The organism is Terribacillus sp. JSM ZJ617, assembly GCF_044383785.1.
GTDB lineage: Bacteria > Bacillota > Bacilli > Bacillales > Amphibacillaceae > Terribacillus.
Genome location: NZ_JBISEQ010000002.1, coordinates 403,696 through 427,963, shown reverse-complemented (window position 1 = coordinate 427,963; position 24,268 = coordinate 403,696). Strand labels below are relative to the sequence as shown.

Annotated in this window: 18 protein-coding genes; 8 read left to right on the top strand and 10 right to left on the bottom strand. The window is 43.0% G+C overall.

Annotated elements, in window-relative coordinates; translation table 11 throughout:
- Positions 1-16: 16 nt before the first annotated feature.
- Positions 17-289 (bottom strand): acylphosphatase, encoded by a 273-nt coding sequence (locus tag ACH6C1_RS08310; protein ID WP_176465708.1) that lies wholly within the window; start codon positions 287-289, stop codon positions 17-19.
- A gap of 114 nt (positions 290-403) precedes the next feature.
- Between ACH6C1_RS08310 and ACH6C1_RS08305 the strand changes: the two genes are divergently transcribed.
- The 4 genes from ACH6C1_RS08305 (at position 404) to ACH6C1_RS08290 (ending at position 5,528) form a co-directional block, all read left to right on the top strand.
- Positions 404-1,921: an FAD-dependent oxidoreductase gene (locus tag ACH6C1_RS08305; RefSeq protein WP_374076281.1), complete on the top strand. Its 1,518-nt coding sequence runs from the start codon at positions 404-406 to the stop codon at positions 1,919-1,921.
- A 120-nt stretch (positions 1,922-2,041) separates the two neighbouring features.
- Entirely contained in the window at positions 2,042-3,190 is a 1,149-nt protein-coding gene (locus tag ACH6C1_RS08300) for an NAD-dependent epimerase/dehydratase family protein (RefSeq protein WP_095222730.1), read from the top strand.
- Positions 3,191-3,199: 9 nt separating this feature from the next.
- Positions 3,200-4,354, top strand: coding sequence for a glycosyltransferase family 4 protein (locus tag ACH6C1_RS08295; protein WP_374076278.1), 1,155 nt, complete (start codon positions 3,200-3,202; stop codon positions 4,352-4,354).
- A gap of 202 nt (positions 4,355-4,556) precedes the next feature.
- A complete protein-coding gene (locus tag ACH6C1_RS08290; RefSeq protein ID WP_374076276.1) occupies positions 4,557-5,528 on the top strand; it encodes an NAD(P)H-quinone oxidoreductase in 972 nt (323 codons plus the stop codon).
- 532 nt (positions 5,529-6,060) lie between these two features.
- Here the strand turns inward: ACH6C1_RS08290 and ACH6C1_RS08285 are convergent.
- The 6 genes from ACH6C1_RS08285 to ACH6C1_RS08260 all read right to left on the bottom strand — a co-directional run bounded on the left by ACH6C1_RS08285 (position 6,061) and on the right by ACH6C1_RS08260 (position 14,802).
- Positions 6,061-7,284, bottom strand: coding sequence for an exo-beta-N-acetylmuramidase NamZ family protein (locus tag ACH6C1_RS08285; RefSeq protein ID WP_374077174.1), 1,224 nt, complete (start codon positions 7,282-7,284; stop codon positions 6,061-6,063).
- A 42-nt stretch (positions 7,285-7,326) separates the two neighbouring features.
- Positions 7,327-9,246 carry a glycoside hydrolase family 3 protein gene (locus ACH6C1_RS08280; protein ID WP_374076274.1) on the bottom strand — a complete coding sequence of 640 codons (1,920 nt, stop codon included), beginning with the start codon at positions 9,244-9,246 and terminating at the stop codon, positions 7,327-7,329.
- 784 nt (positions 9,247-10,030) lie between these two features.
- Positions 10,031-11,665 carry a ribosomal protection-like ABC-F family protein gene (gene abc-f / locus ACH6C1_RS08275; protein WP_374076272.1) on the bottom strand — a complete coding sequence of 545 codons (1,635 nt, stop codon included), beginning with the start codon at positions 11,663-11,665 and terminating at the stop codon, positions 10,031-10,033.
- A gap of 267 nt (positions 11,666-11,932) precedes the next feature.
- Positions 11,933-13,351, bottom strand: a complete 1,419-nt coding sequence (locus tag ACH6C1_RS08270; RefSeq protein WP_374076270.1) for an amidohydrolase — start codon at positions 13,349-13,351, stop codon at positions 11,933-11,935.
- The gene (locus tag ACH6C1_RS08265; protein ID WP_366249761.1) at positions 13,344-14,078 is read right to left on the bottom strand and encodes a small-conductance mechanosensitive channel; all 735 of its coding nucleotides are present in this window, start codon (positions 14,076-14,078) and stop codon (positions 13,344-13,346) included. The genes ACH6C1_RS08270 and ACH6C1_RS08265 overlap by 8 nt, the downstream gene beginning before the upstream one ends.
- A 19-nt stretch (positions 14,079-14,097) precedes the next feature.
- On the bottom strand, positions 14,098-14,802 hold the full coding sequence (locus ACH6C1_RS08260; protein WP_366249760.1) for a DUF5058 family protein: 705 nt from the start codon (positions 14,800-14,802) through the stop codon (positions 14,098-14,100).
- A 421-nt stretch (positions 14,803-15,223) separates the two neighbouring features.
- On the opposite strand from ACH6C1_RS08260, the gene spoVB reads away from it, so the two are divergent.
- Positions 15,224-16,750, top strand: a complete 1,527-nt coding sequence (gene spoVB, locus ACH6C1_RS08255) for a stage V sporulation protein B (protein ID WP_374076268.1) — start codon at positions 15,224-15,226, stop codon at positions 16,748-16,750.
- A 66-nt stretch (positions 16,751-16,816) separates the two neighbouring features.
- Positions 16,817-18,037 (top strand): DHH family phosphoesterase, encoded by a 1,221-nt coding sequence (locus ACH6C1_RS08250; protein ID WP_374076266.1) that lies wholly within the window; start codon positions 16,817-16,819, stop codon positions 18,035-18,037.
- A gap of 39 nt (positions 18,038-18,076) precedes the next feature.
- Here ACH6C1_RS08250 and ACH6C1_RS08245 read toward each other — a convergent pair whose 3' ends face one another.
- Positions 18,077-18,226 carry a hypothetical protein gene (locus ACH6C1_RS08245; RefSeq protein ID WP_176465710.1) on the bottom strand — a complete coding sequence of 50 codons (150 nt, stop codon included), beginning with the start codon at positions 18,224-18,226 and terminating at the stop codon, positions 18,077-18,079.
- A gap of 200 nt (positions 18,227-18,426) precedes the next feature.
- Here ACH6C1_RS08245 and brnQ point away from each other — a divergent pair, with 200 nt between their 5' ends.
- Complete coding sequence (gene brnQ, locus ACH6C1_RS08240; protein ID WP_374076264.1) at positions 18,427-19,776, top strand: branched-chain amino acid transport system II carrier protein; 1,350 nt, start codon at positions 18,427-18,429, stop codon at positions 19,774-19,776.
- A gap of 73 nt (positions 19,777-19,849) precedes the next feature.
- Here the strand turns inward: brnQ and ACH6C1_RS08235 are convergent, their stop codons facing one another.
- Positions 19,850-20,977, bottom strand: coding sequence for an HD domain-containing phosphohydrolase (locus ACH6C1_RS08235; protein ID WP_374076262.1), 1,128 nt, complete (start codon positions 20,975-20,977; stop codon positions 19,850-19,852).
- A 239-nt stretch (positions 20,978-21,216) separates the two neighbouring features.
- Here ACH6C1_RS08235 and ACH6C1_RS08230 point away from each other — a divergent pair, with 239 nt between their 5' ends.
- Positions 21,217-22,059 carry an aldo/keto reductase gene (locus ACH6C1_RS08230; protein WP_374076260.1) on the top strand — a complete coding sequence of 281 codons (843 nt, stop codon included), beginning with the start codon at positions 21,217-21,219 and terminating at the stop codon, positions 22,057-22,059.
- A 35-nt stretch (positions 22,060-22,094) separates the two neighbouring features.
- Here ACH6C1_RS08230 and ACH6C1_RS08225 read toward each other — a convergent pair whose 3' ends face one another.
- Positions 22,095-24,242: a type IA DNA topoisomerase gene (locus tag ACH6C1_RS08225; RefSeq protein WP_374077172.1), complete on the bottom strand. Its 2,148-nt coding sequence runs from the start codon at positions 24,240-24,242 to the stop codon at positions 22,095-22,097.
- Positions 24,243-24,268 lie beyond the last annotated feature (26 nt).

The following is a 24,268-nucleotide window of genomic DNA, read 5'->3' as shown; positions in this document are numbered from 1 at the left end:
GCCGGGCGTTTTTCATTTACCTTACTTCAAAACGTCTGAAGCCTTGTTGTTTTTCTAAGTATTTCAAATCGACTTGTTTCACTTTTATAAAGTTATTCGGACCTTTGCGGATCTGCTGGATGAATTGTTCTACTTTTTCTGGATCACCTTCAGCATCAACTCTAACAGTACCATCTGCCTCGTTCCGGACAAAACCCACTAACTCAAGATTTCGGGCGATTTCAGCGGCAGCAAGCCGGAAACCAACACCTTGAACTTTACCTCCAACTACCATCTGTACGCATTTCATACCTATACCGCCTCCTTGCAAAACGTCTTCCCTGATAGCGTATACAAAAAACATCTGATTAACACATCATTTCTTTGGCAAAAATGGTGCTATCACTACAGATGGAGGATAATCATGACACATAATAAAAGCTATTGGCGGGAGAAGACAGAGATACCGCAGTTTGAGACACTCCGTTACGATACAGAAAGTGAAATCGTCATTGTCGGCGGAGGTATTACCGGTATTGTCACAGGATACATGCTTGCAAAGGAAGGGCGGCAAGTGACTATTCTGGAGGCTGACAGTCTCTATAGCGGAACTACAGGCTATACGACCGCAAAGCTGACTGCTCAGCATGGGTTGATCTACGATGAATATATCCAGCATTTTAATAAGGATACAGCTAAGACACATTATGAAGCGTGCATGGATGCTATCAGATTTGTAAAAGAGACGACTTCCGCGCACAGTATCGACTGCCATCTGGTAGAACAGGACGCTTATATCTATACAAAGGATAAACAAAACATCAATAAGCTGGAGAAGGAATACGACGCATATCAGAAGCTTGGTATACAGGGAGAACTGACTGATTCGATTCCGCTTGGTTTTGATGTAGAGAAGGCATTGATCATGAAAGAACAGTACCAATATCATCCGCTGGAATTCCTTAACGGTTTACTTCAAGTATTTCTTGATAATGGAGGTAAGGTATATACAGATACTCCAATTGACACTATCGAAGAGGGACAGGAACCTGTTGTGGTTACAAAGAGCGGATTGAAGGTAAACTGCAAAAAGGTAGTCGTTGCTTCGCATTTTCCTTTTTACGACGGAAAAGGCTTCTACTTTGCCAGACTGTATCAGGATAGATCTTACGTAGTGGCAGCTAAGCCAAAAACGTCTTATCCTGGCGGCATGTATATCAATGCAGATACTCCTTCCAGATCCGTGCGCAGCATTGAAACCGAAGAGCACGGCACCTTGCTTCTCATAGGCGGGGAATCCCATCGGACAGGTGAAGGTCATCCTGAGGAAACATATTATAAGGAACTCGCGGACTTTGCTGCTTATCTGGATACAGAGACTCCAATCTATATGTGGTCGGCCCAGGATATCGTCACATTGGACAATCTGCCATACATCGGTCATATCAGCAAAGGCAACGATAATATCTTTGTCGCTACTGGATATCGTAAATGGGGTATGACTAGCAGTATCGTTGCAGGTCTTGAAATCAGTTCACTTATTACGGCAGGCAGCAGCCGCTACAAAAATATTTATCAGCCATCGAGGTTTCAGGCTGACCCGGATTTGGGTAGTGTAACTAAGAATGTTATGGAAGTTGCGAAGGAATTTGTGCTAGGTAAACTGGAACAGCCATATGAATATGTCCCGAATCTGAAGCGGGGCGAAGCGACCAAAGTGCGGTTTAATGGCCTGCTGCTTGGTGTCTATAAGGACGAAAACGGAGAAATCCACCAAGTCGATACAACTTGTACCCATATGAAGTGTGAAGTCAATTGGAATAGTGCTGAATCCAGCTGGGATTGTCCTTGTCATGGTTCACGTTTTTCTGGAACAGGTGATGTCCTCGAAGGACCGGCGAAAAAGCCGTTGAAAAAATTGGATCGCGGGCTGAACAGTTAACAACTTATTTACACATTCTCAAATCTTCCTTAACACCATATTGTTTTTCATTGCAGCATCGTTAGCATATAATTGTTAACGAACGTACCAAGAAATGTTGATGTCACAGGAGGATGAGTCATGAAAATTGTTGTAGCTGGTGGAGATGGTTTCTGCGGATGGCCGACAGCCCTTTATTTGTCCAAGCAAGGTCATGAAGTAGCAATCGTCGATAACTTAGTAAGACGTAAGTATGATGAAGAATTACGATCCAATTCCGTAACACCAATTTATTCCTTGGAAGAGCGCGTCGCAAAGTGGAAAGAGAAGACTGGCAAGGAAATCAAGACATACATAGGCGACTTGAATCATTATGATTTTCTAGCGGAAGTATTCCGTCAGACACAGCCTGACGCATTTGTCCACTTTGCGGAACAGCGCTCGGCACCGTACAGCATGATCGATCGTGAGCATGCAGTTTACACGCAGCAGAATAATGTGATCGGAAACTTGAATGTATTATATGCAATCAAGGAATTCGCTCCATCTTGTCATCTGATTAAGCTTGGTACGATGGGAGAGTACGGTACCCCTAATATCGATATTGAAGAGGGCTATATCGAAATTGAACATAAAGGCAGAAAGGATAAACTGCCATTCCCGAAACAGCCGGGTTCTTTTTATCACTTATCCAAGGTGCATGACAGCCATAACATCATGCTTGCTTGCAGGATCTGGGGCATTCGTGCAACAGACTTGAATCAAGGTGTCGTATATGGTCTTCATACAGAAGAGACGAAACTCGATCCGGTTCTTGCAAACCGTTTCGATTATGATGGTGTCTTTGGTACAGCTTTGAACAGATTCCTCATTCAATCAGCTACTGGCCATGACATCACTGTATATGGAAGCGGCGGACAGACACGTGGCTTCTTGAATATCACAGATACAATCCGCTGTGTGGAAATTGCAGCAGAGAATCCAGCAGATGCAGGGGAATTCCGGGTATTCAACCAATTCACAGAAAGCTTCTCTGTGAAAGAACTTGCTGAGAAGGTGCAGAAAGTCAGCCGGGAGAAGGGTCTTGATCCACAGATCAAATCTATCGAAAATCCTAGAGTGGAAGCAGAAGAGCATTACTATAATGCGGTGAATACGAAGCTCCGTGATCTTGGTCTTGAACCGAATCTGCTAACAGATGACGTGCTTCGTGAAATTCTGGAGACGGCTCTTGAACATAAAGATCGCGTCATCAAAGAAAATGTTCTCCCTACGGTTACGTGGAAATAGGAGTACACATTGAAAATCGTCATTATCACCGAGACATTTCTGCCATCGACTGACGGTGTCGTCACCCGGCTCACCGAAGCGATCAAGTTCCTGCGCAGCCAGAATCATGAAGTCGTCGTCATCGCTCCGGAATTAGGTGTTACCGAGTACGAAGGCGCTCTTGTGGAAGGGGTTGGAACGGTAACGATGCCATTTTACCGTTCCAAGAAATTCTCCTTGCCGACTAGGCGAATTAAATCCTTGCTGGAGAAGCATCAGCCGGATCTCGTACATGTGGCGAACCCAGCCCTGGTCGGGGTAGCGGGAATACATTATGCACATAAGAAAGGACTGCCGCTTTTGGCGTCTTATCATACACATGTACCGAAATACCTTGATTATTACAAGTTGTATAAACCTTTAAAGCCATTATTCTGGTGGCATTTCCGTAGGTTGCATAATACAGCTGACATTAATCTGTGTACGTCTGCTGCCATCAAGCAGGAGCTTGACGAACACGGCTTCGAGAGGATGCATGTGTTGCGCAGAGGCGTCGATATAGAGAAACGGCATCCGAATTTTTATTCAGAACGTATGCGTGAGCGGCTTTTGCAAGGAGATCATAGTAAGAAACTGCTTATCTTTGTCGGCAGACTGGCAATTGAAAAGGAAATCCATAAGATTCGTCCATTGCTGGATGAACGGGATGACTTAGCATTAGCTATTATCGGGGACGGTCCTGCTCGTAAAGAATTGGAGAAGATATTTGCAGGAACAAACACGCTGTTCACAGGCTTTCTACATGGAGAAGAGCTATCACAGGCGTTTGCTTCTGCGGATGCTTTTCTGTTCCCGTCTGTTACCGAGACACTCGGTCTGGTTATACTAGAAGCTATGGCATCCGGTATTCCAGTCATTGCTGCTAAAAGCGGACCGACACTGGAGCAAATCGAGGAAGGCAAGACAGGATTCCTCTTTGAAAATGAGGATGTAGCCAGCATGAGTAAAGCGGTTGGCAGACTCGATAATCAGGAATTAGCAGCTATAATGAAGCAGAATGTGCGAATAGAAGCTGAGAAGCACTCCTGGACGAATGCTTCCAGTGAATTATTCGATTACTATTTAGAGACTATTCAAGCAAGATCGCCCGTATATCAAGCAGTGCACAACCCGAGCTCCAGATAACGGAGCCGGGTTTTTGCATGTTTAAGCTTTTTATCATATGGTTAACAATAAGAAAAAGCACACGAAATGAGGTGCAGCAGCATGAAATTCTTCAAAGGTCTGCTAATCGGGCTCTTGTTCGCCCTTCCATTCTGGATAGTGCTGATTTATTTACTTTTTTTCCGTAAAGGATAAAAATAAAGGCAGAAAGGGAGTCTTAACTATGAAAGCAATCACATTACAAGGTTTCGGAGGCCCAGAAAAGTTAAAACTGGAGGAATCTGTTAAACCAAAAATAAAACCGGACGAAATTCTTGTCGCTGTAAAGGCTTCAGCAATTAACCGTGCCGATATAGAAAAGCGCAAAGGAAACTATCCATCCAGTGATTTCGATCCTATTTTAGGCTTGGAAATTGCCGGTGTCGTAGAAGAAGCAGGAGAGGAAGCATACGGATGGGAAAAGGGAGACCGCATCTTTGGACTCATTCCATCCGGCGGCTATGCTGAATACGCTGTACTTAACAGTAAGCTGGCAATGCCAATTCCAGAGCATCTAAGCTATGAAGAGGCAGCGGCGGTCCCGGAAGTCTTCCTGACAGCTTATCAGACCCTACATTGGCTCGGAGAGCTTAAACAGGGTGAAACCGTCTTGATCCATGCTGGTGCAAGTGGTGTTGGAACTGCTGCCATACAATTGGCGAAGCAAGCAGGTGCAACAGTTGCAGTTACAGCTGGATCACAGGAAAAACTGGATTTCTGTAAAGAGCTTGGCGCTGACATCACAATTAACTACAAAGAAGAAGATTTTGCTGAGAAGCTTGCCGATACAGGCGCTGATATTATTCTAGACTTCATTGGAGCAACATACTGGAATCAGAATATCAAAACACTTAAAACTGACGGCAGATTGATCTTAATTGGATTCTTAGGTGGTACGGAGCTAGAGAATGTATCAATAATGCCGTTGCTTGCAAAGCGCTTACATGTAAAAGGAACATTATTAAGCACAAGAAGCATTGATTACAAAGCCAGACTGACAGCTGATCTAATTGATAATGTATTGCCATTGTTAGAATCTAAAGCAATCAAGCCGATTGTCGATAAAGTATTTCCGTTAGCAGAAGTCTCGGATTCTCATGAATATATGGAAAGCAATAAGAATACAGGAAAAATCGTATTACACGTGGCAGATTAATAAGAAAAACGGATTGTGCAGCAAAACTGTTTGCACAGTCCATTTTTTCGATTTTGTCTCACTATCTTAAGAATACTTGGGATTTGAGATAAGATACAGCGTTTTTCATTTACTTCCGATAATATATATTATGTAAACTAAGTTATTTTAAAATAACGAGTACCAATTGTTCACTTACTTCTACTTTCTATTTACGCCTTCTTTTTAACTATCCATGATTTGTAGTTGTAGGTTCACCTGTGCTTATTATAAATTTTTCTCGCATTGCTACCGAGTTTTATTCCTTGATGTCCTTTAATTTCGGCTGTCGATAGCTACTATGTTACCAGATGCTTTAAACGGCATAGTTTTTCATTCTAACCTTATCTGCAGCAATATTTATAGTGTATCCTATTTTGTTTTTAATGGTGTTCCTGTTGATCCCATCTCTTTTGTTAATTACGCTTGCAAAGTTCATTTCAGCTGCGTTACTCAAATTCGATTGATATACTAAAAAAGGGTGAATCATAATGATTCCACCCTTTTGAAACAATTACTTATAAATTAAGTACTCTTTTCGAACCTTCTTAAATTCATATAGATCTTTCTGATATTTTTTCGTGATTTCTCTAACGGATGCTCCTTCCAGAATCATTGTTCTGACCCAATCGTTTCCAATTAATTTATCAAAGAAGTTGTTTGAAAGGAATTCGAAATCGTCTGGATACATGTCATGAATTGTTTTAATGATGTGAAGTCCTGTAGTTACCGCATCGAATTCAGCGCGGTCTGTTACATAAATTTCAACACCATGGCTGAGTTTTCCGGCATGTTTTGAAGATGTCGGTGTAAAGGATGCGGCCCTGAATGTCACGCCTGGCAGACTGAGTGAGTTCAATTCTGCAGCAAGATTTGTACTGTTGATAAAAGGTGCGCCGATCAGTTCAAATGGCTTGGTTGTTCCCCGCCCTTCTGAGAGGTTTGTTCCTTCAATCAGACCGGTTGCAGGATAAACAAATGTTGTTGAAACTGTCGGCATATTTGGTGACGGCAGGACAAATGGAAGTCCTGTGTCTTCGAAATCCATGGATCGCTTCCAGCCTTTCATTTTGACGACTCTCAAATCTGCTCCAATATTGAATTCTTCGTTGAAGAAGGAAGCAAGCTCTCCGACTGTCATACCGTGCTTTGTTGGAATTGGATACATCCCTACAAAGGAAGAGAAATCAGGCTCGAGTACAGGACCATCAACTGAAAGTCCGCCTAGAGGATTCGGACGGTCAAGCACGACAATGGGAATGTTGTTTTCTTTTGCTGCTTCCATGGCATAAGCCATCGTGTAGATGTATGTGTAATACCGTGTGCCGACGTCCTGGATATCAAAGACAAGCACTTCTACGTTTTTGAGCATTTCAGGTGTTGGTTTTCTTGTTTGTCCGTAGAGGCTGTATACAGGGAGCCCTGTTTTTTCGTCTATATACGATTCAACATATTCTCCTGCCTGAGCATCACCGCGTACGCCATGCTCAGGACCGAATAACGCTGTCAGTTCAATATCCGGATCTTCATGCAGCAAATCAACAATGCTGTTCATTTTTGAGTCGATACCGGTCGGATTGGTAATTAAGCCAACTTTTTTGTCTTTTAAAAGTTCTTTCTGATCATCTAAAAGGACCTCAACACCAGGCGTTACTTTACTATCTTTCTTCCTCTTATGGGCAGCAACCTCTTTTTCCGCAGGAAAAGCACTTAAAGCAAGCGTCAGAATCATTACCATCAACAATACTCTTTTCAATGGAACTCCTCCCCTTTATTCGGATTATTTAAGCAGCTTCCCTGAACGAATATCGAGTCCATAACCATATGGATAAAGAACCTCTTCAGGTTGAGTGACAGATGGAATATCTACTGGTAATATACCTTTTGGCTTTGATTCACCAAAAATCGTTTTAATGCCGGCAGGAATGTTCGGCTGTCTATAGGCACCATTTGAATAGCCTTTAAAACCATAGACCGCAAGCACAGCTTTTGCTTCTTCAAAATTTCCGACATCATAAGGATTGCGCAGACTCATTAACACGAACTTTTTATTCTTTGCTTCAGCATCTTTCATGACAGCTCTTGGAAAAGCTGTTGCCCATTTGCTTGAATCCTGGATACTGTCATCAATGACGCCATCATTTACAGCGGGGTCATTTTTCACAACATAGGAACCGGTAATAACATAGTCTGCTTCATCAACCATGGCTGCCACCTCTTCATTGAAGGACTTTTCCGAGAAAGCATAGCCAGTAACTTCAACATCTTTCTTCCTGCCTTTTAATTCGTTTATGCTTCTTGTCATCGCTTTTACTTGATCATCAAATGGAGCAAGCACGAGAACCTTCTCACTTTTTTTGGGTTTGAAAGGGAGTGTTTTGTCTTCGTTTTTCAAAAGCGTAACAGCATCCTCCGCCATTTTCTTTTCTTGCTTCAAATGCTCCTTGTTGCCTACTACTTTTAATGAGTTAGTTACTTTTTCTTCAATTGGCATTTTGTCAGGATCCAAAATACCGCGTTTTTCTTTCAATTTTAGAATTCTCTCAACCGATGCATTTACTTGCTCCATCGGGAGTTCTCCGGATTCGATTGCTTCTATTACTGCGTCATAAACGGAAGCCAAATTCTTTTCCATTTCCAAAGAGTTCACTTGTGCAGGCATCAACGCAATATCTACACCTGATTTTAAAGCTAATACGACGGCTTCTTCCTGGCCGAAGTTATCTGAAATCGCTTTCATATTAAGGGCATCTGTGACAATGACACCTTCAAATCCCATTTCCTCGCGCAGCAATCCTGTCAACACTTTTTTGGAAAGTGTGGCTGGAACCAAAATCTCCTGACCGTCTTTTTTGCTGATATACGTTGTATCATCAAAAGCAGGAAATTGAACGTGAGCTGTCATAATCATATCTACACCTTCATCAATTGCATTCTGAAAAGGCAGAAGCTCTACAGCTTGTAATCTATCCTTGTCATGTGTAACAAGCGGCAAACCGTAATGACTGTCAGTAGCGGTATCGCCATGTCCTGGAAAATGCTTTGCCGTTGCAGCAACATTTTGTCGTTGCAGTCCTTGTATAGTCTCAATGCCTAACTTTGAGACAAGCTCTGGATTAGAGCTGTATGAACGGACACCGATTACAGGATTATCAGGATTGTTGTTTACATCCAATGAGGGGCCGAAGTTTACATTTACACCAAGAGACGATAATTCTTCCCCAATGATTTTGCCAGTTTGATAGGCATATTTCTCACTTCGTGTTGCACCTAACGCCATGTTGCCTGGCAGATTCGTTCCCGTTTGCAGACGTGTCACGATTCCGCCTTCCTGATCAATGGTTATGAAAAGCGGTATTTCCGGGCTTGCATTTTGCAAGCCATCTATCAAACGGACTGTTTGTTCAGTATCTACGACGTTTTCAGCAAATAGGATAACTCCTCCTAAATGATATTTCTGAATGATGCTTCCCACTTCATCGTTCATCTCTGTAAAACCTGTTGCTTTGCTTTCCCCTTGCTTTTGCCAGTTGCGGAAATCCGGCATAAGCATTTGACCCACTTTTTCTTCAACCGACATTCCTTCAACAATTGCCTTCACATCTGTTTCAGCCTTCACATCTGTAGGTTTGATTCCAACTAAAGCCGTAACTGAAATCGCAGCAACTAAAGCGGCTGCCGCCCATTTCTTTTTGAACATATCCCCATCCCCTTATTTATTATTTGATACCAAAGCTTTATAAATAGCTTTCACTACATAGTAAAGCGAGTAAGTCCGATGGTTATATCGCCATTCTTTACAAGATTGAGCACTTAAAGGATTTTCTTTGTTTTGCGGGAAAAAGAGGCAGCGAACGAGCCATCGTCCAGTTTACATTTCTATCAAGCTTGCAATTAGATACTTAATAGTAAGGCAGTTGTACCTTAATAAATGCGGAGTAATTTCTGTTGGGCCTTCACTGCTTTATTTGAAGCACAAAACCAACGTATTTTTTCTTTTATTATCATAAATTACCTTTATAAAGAATATTGGTTCTTATAAATAAGAATTGGGCTGATATTTAGCTGAGTGCTTCAATGAAGTAGGAAGGATTAAATATAATTAATATTCCGAAAACTATGAGGGGGAATCGACAGTATGCTATATTCTAAAACTAAGTGGTAGTATTTTCTGTTATTATGACCTCCATATCTATTTTTTTCCCAAGTTTAACATACTCCATCAGAAGATGGTTCAATATTAGAATTTCTTTTAAATTCAGGAAAACTTGACTATTACCTTTTATATAGGACTGAAGGTTTACATACATAAATACTCCCGTTTACATTTGTTAATTAGTGTTTTGAACATGCAGAGTTTATGTGAAGAGATCAATCAAAACTGACCACTTGCGCTTTTAATAGCTGGTGGTACCTCTTTGTTTACAGAAGGTAGCAGGAAAGAAGAGTCATGTTTTTGAATACACGACTCTTCTATTTTTCATCTAATTCTTCAGTTGTCTAATTCTTTTTATCAGTTGATTAAAACGCTCATCCAAATCCTTGTATGCTGTATCTCCAGGTGCCAGCAAACTCAGCTTCCCTAATACTTCCTGCTGTTCATTTTCAAGCTGCATCAGAAGAATATCATCTTCTGTTTCTGATTTAGCTGCTGTTGTACCGAGATTCTTGCTTATCTTCCCTCCCTGTATGATTAACTGTGTATCTGTCACTTTCTCTCTGAAATAGCGGTCATGGGAGATAACGAGAAGTGTCCCGCTGTAAGCTGTGAGGGTTTGTTCCAATTGTTCCCTGGATGGAAGATCCATATGGTTTGTTGGTTCATCTAGCAAAAGTACATCCTTATCTGCCAGGATATGCTGCATAAGCTTCAATTTCACACGCTCTCCCATACTCATTCCTTCTATCGGAAGCGTCCAGCTTTCTTTATCGAACCCAAGATTCAGAAGCAGCGTTTGTACCTTTCCCCTCTCATCAAATGTTTCCTTGTGAAAGATCTCTCCAGGTGACTTATTCAGGGGCAGATCATATACATCCTGTGAGAGATAACCGATCTTAGCTGTTGGCGAAATCCATATTTCTCCTGCATATGGTTCATTTTCGGTTATCATCCGGAAAAAAGTTGATTTTCCGCAGCCGTTTGGTCCTTGCAAACCGATTTTTTCCCCATGCTTGATAGTGAAATTGGCATCTTGAAAAAGTATCTTATCATCATATTGCTTCGTTACATTTATACATTCCAGAAATCGTTTCCCCCTTTTACGGGCTGTGCTTAGTTCGAAGGATACGCCATGATCAGGTACAGCTGCTTCGATCTTCTCTTTTTCCAATTCCTTTTCCAGTCGCTTTTGCTTTGATTTCACAGCCTTATCCATTCGTTTTGCTTTTTTACGATAATATTCCTTGGCGCCTTCTTGTTTGGTAGATTGTGCATGTGCTTTTGTACTCCAATTTTGCAGGGAAGCAATTTGACTCTCTACTTGCTGGATGCGTTTCTGCTGCTTTTCATAGGCATGCTGCTGTGCCGCTTTTTCTTTTTTTCTATGATCTGTATAAGCAGTATAATTTCCTGCAAAAGTATGAAGCCTCTGCCCTTCTATAGACCATATCTTTGTAGCCACTTGATCTAGTAAATAGCGATCATGAGAAACGATCAGAATTGTTTTGTTGGTTTTTTTGATTTCTTCCACAAGCAAGTTCACACTGTCTTCATCTAAATGATTAGTTGGTTCATCAAGGAGCAATACGTCTGCCCTGCTGGAAAGGCCGTTCGCAAGTCTTGCTTTCAGCTTCTCTCCTCCACTCATATTATGGTAAGAAGTGGATGGAACTCGCCATTTGCCTAGCAGTACAGCTGCTTCAGACTGAACTGATTCAGAAGAATAAATTTCTCTTTCCTGTTCCACTAATTCTATCCCTAGCGAATCTGCCTTCCATATTGAACCTTCTGTCACAGGCTTACTTCCTGCCATAAGCTGCAATAATGTACTTTTACCTGCGCCATTCCTTCCGGTTATACCAATCACATCACCTTGGTGTACTGTAGCATTTGCTTGCTGTACGATAAGACGTTCACCATACTTGTAGGTCATTTGCTGTACTTTGATTAATTCTTTCATAAGTAATCGCTCCTTGACATAGGAGGACAGAAAAAAATCCTCCCAAAATAAATTGGAAGGATTAGCCGTACCAGAAATACACATACGTCCTTGGAGAGGTATACGTTTCCGTTCAGTTTGAAAATGGGCAGACTAATCCTATTTTATACGCGTTGAAAATGACTTTTCAATTCGTTAAAAACAAGATTAATCAATCATCGGCCACCCATCATCCTCTCGTGTTTGTTGGTTACAGTATATCAAAAGTGAAATGGAAGTCAATTACAATTAGATTAATTGCTCTTTTCGTTCTGTTCCCGGGGCTAATACAGTCTCATCTAGACCAGCTTGATAAGGCTTATCGACAGTGGCTTCTGCGAATTCCGCTTTCGCCTGCTCAACGAGTGCCGGTTCCGTCAAAAGATCATATGCGGTCAAAGCCATGATTCTTGCAGCATAATGCATGCCCTTCAGGCCGATGCTCGTTCCGAATACTGCCGTAGCTTGCCAAGCGTGTACTTGGGTGCCAATCGGCCCGCAAGTCGTACCGATACTGGCAAGTGGTGTGATCCAGCTTACATCGGCGACATCTGTCGATCCAGGCATCGTCGTATCTTTCATCGTCATGTTATAAAAATTCTTGGTCGGCAGTATGTCATTAGAATCAAGGCCTAACTGACGACGGGATTCCTCAATGAGTTTCGGATCCATTGATTTACGCAGAATAGCAGCATAAGCAACTTCATCCGAAGTGAAGCTTTCCATCGGGTAATCCTCCATATTGCGATAATTCAGCGTATCCAATGTATCATTTGTCAGCATATGATAACAATTCGCTAAAAGTTCATGCGAAGTTGAGGTGCCAGTAATCAATGCTGCTCCTTTTGCTATATCATGCATTCGCATCAGCATATCTTCTACCTGATCCCGGTTCTCGCCTCGAAGGTAATACCATACTTCGGCTTCATCCGGAACGATATTCGGCGCTTGGCCTCCGTTGGTGATAGCATAATGGATACGGGTGCCATCCACTAGATGCTCACGCAGGTAATTGGCACCGATATTCATGATTTCCACAGCATCAAGCGCACTTCGTCCGGCGTGCGGTGCGCCTGCTGCGTGCGCCGGTATACCATGGAAACGGAACTTGATTGAGATCATTGCTTGGGTACTATAATTCTGGACGACGTTGCTCGTTCCTGGATGCCAGGTAAGACAGCAATCCAAGTCGTCGAATACACCTTCTCTTGCCATGAATGTCTTGCCAGAGAGCACCTCTTCTGCTGGACAGCCATAATAGCGGATTGTACCGTTCACCTTTCCTTCATCGATAAGCTGCTTCAGCCCAAGCACGGCCTCTACACCAGCTGTTCCGAGCAAATGATGGCCGCACGCGTGACCTGGTCCGTTTTCACTGACAGGATCCTTATATGGCTTGCTTGATTGGGACAAACCTGGCAAAGCGTCAAATTCACCTAATATGCCGATGATAGGATGGCCGCTCCCGTATTCCGCATAAAAAGCAGTTTGCAAACCGCCGATGTTACCTGTAATGCGGAAACCTGCATCAGCCAGCACACCCTTCTGCGCTGCACTCGCATAAGTCTCTTCATAAGCGATTTGAGGATGCTGCCATATATCAAGTGCTAAACTTCCTGTGACGTGCTCTAACTCCTCCAGATTACGAACCAGCTCTTTTTTACTCATGAACCATCTCTCCTTTATTGTTAGATTTAGATGCTTGCTTGTTTTCCAAAAGTACACAGATAATGACTGTCAGGAACATACAGACTAAGCCTTTAAAGAAGATAGGGATTGGGAGCTGTGTCATCAGGATCCCGAAAACGATGCCGATCACACCGAAAAGCGGTTTTCTCATAGCCAATTGAGCAATCATGCCTCCAAAGATAGCAGGAATGATATAGGCAAATGCAGCCTGAACGGATTCGGGGATGACGGATAGGATATACGATCCTCCTAAAATGACGGGAATAAGCACGGCGATATTCATAAAGCTGGCTGCCGCTATAGCAAGAGTTGCTGCTACCTCTCCTTTTCTCGTACCTGGTTCCGCGCCAATCACTTGCTGAGCTGCAGCCGCGGACGGCAGACACATGTTAGCGATGTTACCTGTTAGGAAACTAAGGTACGTCCCAGAGACCCCGAGTGTTGCGTAGTAACTGACCGGCTCCACTACCCAGGCAAATCCAACTAAGGCGATATATGCGAGAAAGGCTGCGAATATGGCCTGCCATCCAGGATGATAGCCCTCGACAAAAGATAGGTAAAGCGGCAATGCTGCTGATAATACGATCACACAGCCAATTGTGAGTCTGCCCCAGAAATGGGCATTTACATGAAAAGCATCAAATGATTGCTGCTGTGTTTCCATCAGCTGTTCCTGTACTATGACCTGTTCTGCTGTTTTAGCCATTTTCCTTTCCCTCCCTTTCTTAACCTATAAAGTAGCCGACGGTCAGTCCGCCGATGATAGCAAAGCCTAATGCCCATTCTTTCAGCCAGTTCAGATGAAACTTATTAGCTAGCAATAAGGTGCCGATTGTTATCAGAATGCTTGTCAGGATGATCAAGGTATGCCCGCTGCTCTTCACTGCCTCATTTGCAGCGAAGTAACCGAACGCGCCCAACATGGCTGCGGTTGAGATAATAACCATCTTCTTGGTACCATTTTTACGTGCTGTTATCTTCTTTTGGAAAGAGCCTAACGACTTCGTAAAGAAAAACGTGACGATTAACCACCCTGTGCCGCCAATGCACAATGTCCAAGCGATGGTTGTGAACGCCTCAGGACCGAAGTTTGCCGATCCCAGCTCTGTGCCATAAGCTGTCGAAGCCATTTGGGCACCGAGTGATTCGGTAGCGGAGGATCCGATAATTGCACTGCGCATCATCGTAAGCGGATTCCCGATCAACGTCATCAGTGAAACGGCAATGATAATATTGCCTAAAGCAGGACCAATTGCTGCAATAGCACCTGTCTTCATCGCACTCCGGGCCTCTCGATCTGTCATACCAACACTGGCTTTCACCTGAAACGCAGATCGCATGAATACGACTCCTTGAAAAATAACGATAGATACGACTAGCAGACAGAACACCCACAGAATACCGCTGTTCATGATCTCAGATATCTGCAATTTTTCGCCTCCTTAAATATAATTAATAATTCTGATTATTATGATAATTGTGCAGCCCTTTCCTGTCAAAACCTTTATGAAAAACAGGCCTATCTGAGTAAGGATACAGAAGAATCAATACGGAATCATACCTACCACTTGTCAGTTTCTTTATCAAGAGACATCCGATAAGTAACAAGCTCCGTTGGTCAGTTCGGCTAACATCTTTGGTGCTGGCTCTCATGCGTTAAAAGCAATAAAAAAGAGCTTATCTGAACCTAGCCCGGAATTGGCCTAGATTGTGTAGCCCTAAATTAAACATTAGATCGATTAATAGGTACTTACCTTTACATAGCTTACTTAATTGGATCTGTACTCCTCTATTCATAAATAGCATCTTACTTACATACATCTAAACTATGGACAAGTTGAGGTGACAAATGTGGGTAAACAATCATTATTGAAAGGTACGATCATCCTTGCGGTTGCTGCTTGCTACAGTAAGCTGATCGGATTCATAAACGGAATCGTTTTGTCACGGCTTCTGGGACCAGAAGGAATCGGACTCGCGATGATGGCTATGCCGATAACCGGTCTGCTGATTGCAATTACAGGCTTCGGACTGGAAGTAGCGGTTGCCAACCTGGTGGCAGAGAATAATGCGACGAATAATCGGACAAGACTGCGGCATGTCCTTTCCCTTTCCTTTCTGATAACGGGGACATTGGGAGTTATCACATCCTTGCTGCTGCTTGGACTGGTCCACTATGTTCCAGGACTTTTATTTGCAGATGAACGTGCCATATACACATTCACAGCTATCATCCCAATTATACCGATTGTCGCGATTTCTTCTATCTTGAAAGGCTATTTTCATGGCAAACAGTATATGTCACCTGGAGCGTTTGCATCTATCCTGGAGCAGAGTGTGCAGCTTGTAGTTACGTATATGCTCGTTCAATACTTGCTCCCTTACGGTTTAGGTGTTGCTGCTGCAGGTGCTGTGATCAGCATGGTCATTGGCGAAGCAATCTCTTTAGGAGTATTGATCGTAGCGTTCAACAGGCAAAAGGAATTCAAATGGCGTTTCTTTCATATTATCCGGGATCTCGTCCGTGACGGTAAACAGCATTCAAGAGACTTGATTCGTGTCGCATTGCCCAACACCGGCAGTCATTTGGTCAATAGCTTTGCCGGAGTTCTATTACCAATAATTATTACCCATAGCTTTCTGACAGCCGGGCTTACAGCAGAAACAGCTACCGAAACGTATGGGCTCTTAATGGGCTATGTCATGCCGCTAGTATTCGTACCGACGTTCATCACCCATTCCTTATCGACCAATCTGCTCCCTTCTATCAGCGACTTATATGCACGTCGTCAATTTCATCAGATGTACAGCAACATCAACCAAGTGATAAACGTTACAATGATGATTTGTATTCCGTGGGCGCTGTTTCTTTACTTTTTCGCGACCGAATTGACAGGTTTGTTTTATCACTCTGAAGAAGCTGGACTGCTTATTCAGAAAATGATCTTCTGTTTCATGCTCAGTTATTTGCAGATTCCGCTGCAGGCAGTTCTTATTGGTATAGGGAAAAGCAGTGTCGTGCTTTACAATAATTTAATTGCGGCGCTTGCCAGCTTGCTGATGATCTACTTCGTTGCTTCTCAGCCAAGCATGGGTGTGAATGGAGTCATACTCGGGCTTAACTTAGGAGAGGTGCTCGGGACAATACTCCACTTTGCGAGTCTTTACCAGGCTGTGCGCTTTCCTTTTAGTTTTGCCAGGTTTTATAAGCTGCTTATTGCCATCGTTTGTATGGCATCATGTGCGATCTTCCTTTATATGACACTGGACACGTATATCTCTAATGGTTACGTACTGCTCAGCAGTGTATTGCTTGTCTCTGCCACTTTTTATTTGCTCCTACTTCACCGATTCAGACTGTTCAAACAAGAACTGTAATAGAATCATGCTTGAAGCCGATAATTCCGCTGGGTTATACTTATACTAGTAATTGAGGTGAAGACATTGTATAAACTATTGACACATAATGACCTGGACGGTGTCGGCTGCGGTATTTTAGCCACACTTGCTTTTGGTGAGGATGTTGAAATCCGCTATAATTCCATCAGCAGTCTGAACGAAGAAGTAAAGAGATTCCTGGCTGATGAAACACAGCATGAGAAAGAACTATGGGTGACGGATTTGGCTGTGAATGAAGAAAATGAAGCTGCTATCAGCGATTTCATCCAATCAGGCGGAAAAGCCCGACTTGTGGACCATCACAAAACAAGTGAGCACTTGAATGCCCACGATTGGGCATGGATTGCGACAAAGGAAGAAGATGGAACACTTACGTCAGCGACAAGTATGCTGTATGACGTTCTTGTTAAAGAAGGATATCTGGAAAAAACAAAGGCAGTAAGCGAATTTGTCGAGCTTGTCCGCCAGTATGATACATGGGAATGGGAGAAACGGAATAATGAAGCTGCCAAGCAGCTGAATGCACTGCTCTTCCTGCAAAGCATAGAAGAATTTGCTGATGAGATGATTCAACGGCTGCAGCATAATGATACATTCGTCTTCAGCGACTTGGAGGAGAAGCTGCTTCAAGTACAAGATGCACAAACAGCTCGTTATATTCGTAAGAAAAGAAAACAAGTTGTACCTGTTAAGATAGATACATATCTGGCTGGGGTCGTTCATGCCGAATCTTATCTCTCCGAATTGGGTAACGACTTAGGTAAAACGTTCCCGCATCTTGATTTGATCGTTATGATCATGATGGGGACAAAACGACTGAGTCTGAGGACTATCCATGACGATGTAGACGTATCGGCTATTGCGGGTAATTACGGTGGAGGCGGCCACCAGAAAGCTTCCGGAGCTTCATTGACTGATGAAGCATTTGAATTGTTCGTAAAGAATGCCTTCGACCTGCAGACATTGCGACCAGATGCCACAGAGAATAGATTCAACGTACCTGAGAACGATCTTGGGACGCTGTATGTCAATGAGCAGAATGACAAGTTCCTCATTGTGCAGCAAAACCGTAAATATTATATTATGAAAAATCAGCAGCCTGCTAAAATCGGTTTCGATTCCTTCGAGGAAGCTGAAAAGCATCTGAAACGGGAAGAACTCGCTTTCCTCGTTACAGATCATCGCTATGTAAGATACCTGAGTGAGCGTGTGAAGAAACAGGATTTGATTGTGGACCAACCGGTTCAAAGAAATCAAGAAAGCTGAAAAAAGGCGGAAAACACCGATGTGTTTTTCGCCTTTTCTTTATGCTTTCTCCGCACTTGCAATAGCTTGTTCTATCAGAAGGATATCATCATGAATTAGACTGCGAATTTGCGGTTCAGGACATCGTTTAAACTCGTCTTCAAGTCTTTTTAGTTCGGCGTAGAATATATCCATTTCTGTAAAGTCCACGATTACTGCCTCCAAATGGCTTTTTTACTTATATATGCCGAATGCAGCAGATAATATACATCTTATGTAATATTATTTATAGTTGTTGCCACAAAAGAACTATGGTAGAATCTCTAACAGGGTTTAAATATTCTAATTATTTTTCTCTTTTAAATTATCTGATTAATTAGAAATCGTAGTTCATCTTGGAGGTAAACACTGTGAAAAAATCTATTCCGTTTTCTTATGTTATCGTAACAGGGTTCATGTTATTTGCATTATTTTTTGGTGCAGGCAATTTAATCTTTCCTGCTTTGCTCGGTCAAAGTTCCGGAACGAATGTATTAACCGCAAATCTAGGGTTCATTGTCACCGGCGTAGGCTTGCCGCTGCTAGGGATATTGGCTTTTGGTTTCTCTGGTAAGAATGATTTGCAGGATTTAGCCAGCCGGGTTCATCCTGTATTCGGCTATGTGTTCACAATCGTTCTGTATTTATCTATTGGTCCGCTTTTTGCATTGCCGCGTACAGGTACTGTATCATATGAAATTGGCATTCAGCCATTCTTAACTGGTGATCCCGGACCATGGCCATTGATTATATATTCGATCTTATTCTTCGGAATTACTTGTTTCTTCTCTTTGAAACCAGCCAAGATTGTCGATATAGTCGGTAAATACTTGACACCTGCTTTGCTGATTGCCATAGCAGTATTGATCATTACTGTACTTGTCAATCCGATAGGCAGTCCTCAGGAACCAACGGAAGCATACAGCAGCAACGCTTTCTTCAAAGGATTCCAGGAAGGCTACTTGACAATGGATACATTGGCAGCGTTCGTCTTTGGTATCATAGTCATCAATTCCGTGAAAAATATCGGAGTCACCGATCGTAAAGCCATTCTCGGATTTACATGGAAAGCCGGCTTAATAGCAGCAGCACTTCTTGCTTTGATCTACACTTCCATTTCCTACCTTGGTGCAACCAGTGTAGCTGGAATTGGCTTACTGGATAACGGCGGTGCCGTACTGGCGGGAGTTTCTGAAGTGTACTATGGAAGACTTGGTAATGTTTTGCTTGGATTGATAGTACTAGGCGCCTGTTTGACGACAAGTATCGGTTTGGTTACTGCTTGCAGCAGTTACTTCAGCCGTCTGCTTCCTAACGTTTCTTATTCAGTTATCGCTATAGTGCTTTCTTTATTTAGTACAGTCGTTGCAAATGCTGGTTTGGCTAACATCATCACCTTCAGCGTACCAGTATTGACTATCATTTATCCGCTGGCAATCGTCTTGATTTTCCTGACTTTCCTGCATGATGCTTTTGGTGGAAGCAAAGCTGTTTACTTAATCAGTTTGCTTTTCACTTTCGCTGTCAGCTTGATGGAAGGACTGAATGCTGCGAAACTTCCTATACCAGGAGTACAGAACTTCCTAACAGATAATCTGCCAATGTACAGTCTTGGTCTTGGCTGGTTAATACCAGCAATTGTTGGAGCACTTATCGGGTACGTGATTTACCTAGTCACTAAACCAAGTCAAAATGAAATCAGAAAAGCGGATGCAAAATAATATGACATTGCATCAGTAAGAATGGAATAAATGAAAACCGCCTGGAACTTATCCAGGCGGTTTTTTTTGACTATTACATATCATCTGTATTTGGGAATAATTGAAGATCATAAGAACAATTTTCAAGAATCTCGATAAATATATCGACGATATCCGTATCGAAAAGACTGCCTTTGCAGCGAATCAATTCAGCTGCGGCATCCCGGACTGACATACCTTCACTGTAGGTGCGATCAGTAGTCATTGCGTCAAACGCATCTGCCACGCCGACGATGCGGGCAAATAAAGGTATCTCTTCCCCTTTTAACTGCTTTGGATATCCGCTGCCATCCATCCTTTCATGATGGAGCATCGCTGTATCAATCGATTTCTGAAAGAAGCGGTTCGGCTGGATGGCGGACAGTATACGGGCGCCTATTTCGGTATGCGTCTTCATAAGCTCGTACTCGCTTTCGGTAAGTCCAGTTGTCTTCCGCAGAATTCGATCTTCAATACCGATTTTCCCTATATCGTGTAAGATAGCAGCCTGGTATAGCTCGAAGCACATTTGGGCATCGAGCTTCATTCTTTTTCCGATCAGCCAGGCATAGCGGGCTACTCTCTCTGAATGTCCTTTTGTAAGCGGGTCACGCGCATCCAGTGCTTCTGCAAGCATACGAATCATACTGACAAACATCTTATACAGTTCATCGTACATTTGACTGTTATACATAGCTAAGGCTGACTGCTCCGCCAATATCACAGCAAGCTCCCTGTCTCGAGTATCGAAGTGGCTTCCGTTTTCTTTATCCATAAGTTGAATGGCGCCTAAAACTTGCCCTTTTGCCTGAAGTGGAACAGTAAGTATGGTGGTAGCAAGGCTGGGATATGCTACAGAGCTGTCGATAACACTTTCCGTATCTGTTATCACTTCTGCCTTGCCAGTCATCATCACTTTTCCAACGATGCCTTCCCCAACTGATACGGTTTGCTTTGGCAATGAATCAATCGGAATTCCGTAAGACGCTTTTGCCACTATCAGGTTCTTCTCTTTTTCAAGCACCCATAACAATGCCCCTTTTGCTTCCGTGATCATTACCATTTGATCGAGTATCCCCTGAGAAATATCTTGCAAATCGATTGCAGCATTCAATTCTTTAAGGGCTTCTAGCAGTTTTGATAATTCTTTCACTTTTGACTCAAGCTTCGTAATAGTTGTCAAAACGCTTCCTCATTTCCCCGAACTCATACTTCCGACATGGTACGTTCTTCCTGATATTCCGTATTTTTAAGTATAAGCGAACAACTGGTTAATTAGAAGCTGTTTTCCTATTAAGCTGAAGCTTTAATCAATAATATTCTAAGTGCTCTCTATGTTGATTTCGTGCAAGGTGCTGACTTAGGACAATCTTTTCCATTTATGCTAGGCTGAAAATATAGAATTGGAAAGGAGAGTATAGAATGCAAAATCATATCCCTACCAAGAAACTGCACGATGGCACGATTCTTCCTGCTGTAGGCTTTGGTACATACAGCTTGAAAGGCAGTGGAGGTGTTCAGGCCATCCGCAGCGCTATCGATGCAGGCTATCGCTTATTGGACACGGCTTATAATTATGAAAATGAGGCAACTGTCGGACAGGCTATCAAGCAGCACGGTATTTCGCGTGATGAGATTTTGGTAACCTCCAAACTTCCAGGTCGGTATCATCAGCATGATAATGCGATTACGACGATACAGGAATCCCTTTACCGTGCAGGTCTCGATTATTATGACCTCTATCTGATTCATTGGCCGAACCCAAAACAAAATCATTATGTAGAAGCATGGCAGGCCTTGCTTGATGCTCGTAAATGGGGCTTGATCCGTTCTATCGGTGTTTGCAATTTCCTGCCGGAGCATTTAGAGAGACTTAAGGCAGAAACAGGGGAACTACCTGTTATCAATCAAATCGAACTGCATCCATTCTTCAACCAAGAGAAACAAAGACAATACCATGAAGAAAATGGCATCGTAACAGAATCATGGAGTCCGCTCGGCAGAAAAACGAATTTGCTGGAGCATTCATTGCTTGCTGAAATCGCCCAGAATCATGGCAGAAGTGTCTCACAGATTGTACTTCGCTGGCATTATCAGCTGGGAAGCATCGCTATACCTAAATCTGCTACCCCTAGCCGCCAGGTAGAGAATCTCGCTATCTTTGATTTTGAATTGGATCAAGCAGATATGGAGAAGATCAACAGCTTAACAGTTTCAGATGGACGTATCGCTGATCAGGATCCAGCGGTTTACGAAGAATTCTAAAAAGAACGATGTGTGGAATCCACACATCGCTCTTTTTATTTCTTCTCGAATTCCATTTTCCAGCTGTAATAGTCATTGTCTGGATTCTTTTCATAAGAAAGATAAGCCGAGAATTTCTTCCCGCGTTTGCTTGTCATACCTTTTACATGAGCTGTACCGCTTTTCAGAAGTGCTTTCACCATCGTCTTCGTTGGCTTCTTCCGCACTGCTGAAAGGAACTTATCATTCTTCCAAATGATGTAGCTGCATGTTTTCTTATAGTTTTTACAACCAAACCCTTTATACCCTTCTACAACATCACCGCCGCAAGCTGGGCACTTGCCGAGAACTTCATGGGTGATTGTTTGCTTCTCGATAGTCCGGATCGGTGCTGCTTCGTCTTGTTTCATTGTCTGCACTGCATCCTTCGTAAAGGAGAAAATCATCTCCAGGAAATCTTCCCGGCCGACTTTCGCATCCTCTATATCAGCTAGCGTCTTCTCGAGCCGTCCGGTAAAGTTCAAATCGAACAAAGGCTTAACCGGAAACGTTTCAACCAGCTTCTTGCCGGTATCGGTTACGTGCAGTTCTTTCCCTTTATTGCTAATATAGTGAATGTCTTTCAGCTTCTTGATTGTTTCTGCCCTTGTTGCTGCTGTCCCGATACTGAAACCGCGCAGCACTTCGACGACATCCTCTTCATCCTGTTTTCCTTTACCGCATGTTTCCATAACTCGCAACAACGTTCTTTCCGTATGAGGCTTCGGCGGCTGCGTCATATGGGAAGTGACGGTTGTTTCCCATGTGTCCACCAGCATGCCTTCCTGGACATCCGGCAGCAAGGTTTCCTTTGTTTGCTGTTTCTCGACCTTCTTCCAGCCATCTACAAGCTGAATACGGCCCTTTGAGATAAAACTGCCAGGTAGAGAGACATCAGCAATGATGGTTTCTAAAGTCGTCTCCTCATACACTGCGACAGGCATGAATTGCATGATAAATCGATTTTTAACCGCATTGTATACAAGCTCCTGATCAGGCGTAAGTCTCTTAGGCAGAACATATGTCGGTATGATAGCACTATGGCTGGATACCTTGCTATTATTGAACACCCGTTTCGAACGGCTGAATTTGATTTCCGATTCATATGGCAAACCTGCTGCTACTTTCTTCAATACGCCAGCAGCCTTGGATACCAGGCTTTCCTCCAAAGCTGTACTGGATGTCCGAGGGTACGTTATATACTTCTTCTCATATAGCGTTTGCGCCACTTTCAGCACCTTATCAGATGTCCATCCGCTGTATCTTGCTGTCATATATCCTTGCAAACCAGAGAGGTTAAACAGAGGCGGACAGAATTCCTTTTTCTCTTCCGTCTGTTTGTCCTTGATCTGTCCTTGTTTGCCTTGAATGCGCTGCAGGATATCCTGAAGCGGATCCCTCTCCTTGAACTTGTCCGTCTTCCCTTCCTTGTAAACACCTTCGTAGAATTTCTTGTCAGGTGTTCGGAAAGTTGCAAGCAACTTGAAATAAGGCTCTGGTTTGAACTCACTGATTTCCTTGTCACGATCATAGATGATTTTCAATGTCGGCAGCAGTACACGCCCGATATTTAAAACCTGTCCGCGGCCGCTCTGATAACGAAGTGTCGCTACCGAGGTAAGGTTGATTCCGATAACCCAATCAGCCCACTGACGGCCGATTCCAGCATCATAAAGTGGTCTGAGCTCTGTGTTCGGCCGGAGTGATTGAAGACCGCGAAGTACTTCCTGTTCGGTCCATTCATTCAACAGCAGCCGGTAAACGGGCTTGTCCGGTTTGATATAGTTGATGATGCTGTCACCAATCAGTTGCCCTTCCCGGTCGTAGTCACATGCGGATACAATTTTCTCTACATCTCTTCTTTGCATGAGACGCTTTACGATTGCTATCTGCTTCTTCGCACCAGGGTCGGCAGCGTCACGATTGCGCGGACTCGATTTGATTTTATATTGGAAAGCATCTGGTACAAATGGAAAATTATCCAGTTTCCATCTGGCCATAGCAGCGTCATAGTCTTTCGCATCAAACAGCTGCAGCAAATGACCGAATGCCCATGTGATGATATAACCAGGCCCCTCGTAAAACCCATCCTGTTTAGTTTTTATTTTCAATGCATCGGCGATATTCTTCGCAACCGAAGGCTTTTCCGCCAATATAACTATCATACTCATATATAGATAAAACTCCTTTG